1 protein-coding gene is annotated in these 2160 nt (G+C 52.4%); it reads right to left on the reverse strand.

From position 1 onward, the window contains the following. Window positions 1–2160: CHASE2 domain-containing protein (locus C7B77_RS28780; RefSeq protein ID WP_146138593.1), on the reverse strand; the 2160-nt coding region annotated here is incomplete at both ends.

Below are 2160 nucleotides of genomic sequence, written 5' to 3' on the forward strand. Positions count from 1 at the left end.
CAAATAACCACTACTAGGAGCGTCGCACCTGCGCCTGCGAGCCAAAATCGGTAACCCCGAAACCGGAGCCAGATAACACCGCCGACTGTGCCCCATAGCAAAATCCAGCCGAACTCCGCCAGATCGCTCCAGGTTGTAATTAAAGCGCGATCGTCCAAAATGTGACTGAGAATATTGCTCGTCATCTGAGCGTGAACCATCACTCCCGACATTTGGGGGACTTTGCCCAGATGCCAGGTATCGCCGTTATTTTGCCCGACATAGCCAATTAGGACTGCTTTACCCGCGATCGATTGTCGGTATTTGGTGGCAAAGGTATCGCGCAATAGCTCGTCCACACTTATCTGGGTGGCTAATTGGGGTGTATTGCGGTAGTTGAGCATTACTTGAAAACCGCGTAAATTATCCCGTGCGGTAGTCGATCGATAGCCGCCGATACTGGTAGGGAGTACTGCTAATTTACGGTTGCCGATCTGAATATTGCCATCTTCGGCTTCATCAGCGGTGACACCTAGATATTTTAATGCCAAGCGCATGCTCAGAGCATGGTCTGTCGTACAACCACGATCGACAGGTGCCATCCCCAGTACTTGGCGGCGGATTGTGCCGTCGGGATCGAGGCTGAAGTTGGTAAATCCTACGCGATCGGGCTGAACGCCAGATGGTGCAGGGACTCCCGGAAATTTTTTACTATTGCCAGACATTAGACAGGGGCTGACGATCGCATTTTGTTGTTGGAGCAAATTAGTTAAATCGCGGTGTCCTTCTCCAAATTTGAGATCGCGATAAATATCTAGCCCGATCGCTTTGGGTTGGTACTGTTGCAGCTTTTGGAGTGCTTGGAATAATACGCGATCGCTGACTGGTGTATCTCGATCGATACTGATGATGACAATCCGGTTGTCTGGCGGTTCGGCAATCGGGCGGAAATTCATCTCTAGATCGTATGCGGCAAGTTCGACGGGTTCTAGATAGCCCTGACTGCGCACCCCCCAAATTGCCGCCGTCGTGGCAAGCGCGATCGCGGCGATGTGCGTCCATTTCAGCCGCTTTGCTGGTTGGGGGTAAAAAGATTTCCACGTCGGGAGTTCGACTGTCGGGTTCCAAAATACGACAGGGAGCCAGGTAGCGCAAGGGAAGTCAGATTCAATCTCTTTGAGCCTTTGTCTGGCATCGGCGACGGCGATGAGTAAAGAATTGCCACTCTCAAAGCTGCGGAGGAAGGCTTGCAAGAAATCTTGGGCTACCCGATTGGGAATCGCTTCGCGCATGACGATCGCGGTAGGCAGATCGAAAGCCGCCAGACTTGCCGCCACTCCCAGCCCACTACAGCAGTTAAAAATTGCTAACTTTAACCCCCGCCCGATCGCCGCTGTTACGGCAGGTCTGAGGTCGTTGAGGGTCACTGATTCTGTCGGGTTGAGGTGGATCGCCCCGACGTTAGTTTCGCTGCCGTGTCCGGCAAAAAACAGCAAATCCCAGCCGCGATCGTCACTGAGTTCGGCGTGGAGTTGGGCGACACTCGGCTCGACGAGCGTCACCACATCCGCACGTAAATGGTGGATAAATTCGGCATCCGCTGCCAAATCGATGCCCGTACAATCGCCAAACACCGCTAGGATTCGAGGTTTGCTGCGGGTGGAATGGCTGGTTTGACATTGGTAAATATGGAGACTAAAGGTAATTTCGGCTTGCTGGCTGTCGGCGAGCGCGCTCCAACAGTGCCAAGGTAAACGATAAATTCGATCGTCTTCAGTCGCGATCGAGATCGTCACTTCCGCTCCATCCGCGATCGCCGCTTGCCGCACTCGATCGCCGATCTGTCCAAACGAGCTACAATCGAGCCATTGCTGCATTCCCAGCTCTAAATCCGCACGGATCTGTCCGAAACTAGTTACGGCAAAACCAGTCACCCCCGCCGGATCGAGTTCGATTTCTGCGCCATCTCCCCGCACCGGATGAGCGTAGTTTTCATAATAAGCAGCATAATAAAACTGCCACTGGTTATAGAGATCTTGTAATTCTGAGTTGCTAGGCAAACTACCTTGTAGCCGAGCGACTAGTTTGCCATTGACTTCCAATCGACATTCAATTCGATCGAATCCACCATTTAAACTCCCCGCTCCTAAGCTTAGAAATACTGCGATCGACATTTGAGAG

Source organism: Chamaesiphon polymorphus CCALA 037, assembly GCF_003003845.1.
Classification (GTDB): Bacteria; Cyanobacteriota; Cyanobacteriia; order Cyanobacteriales; family Chamaesiphonaceae; genus Chamaesiphon; species Chamaesiphon polymorphus.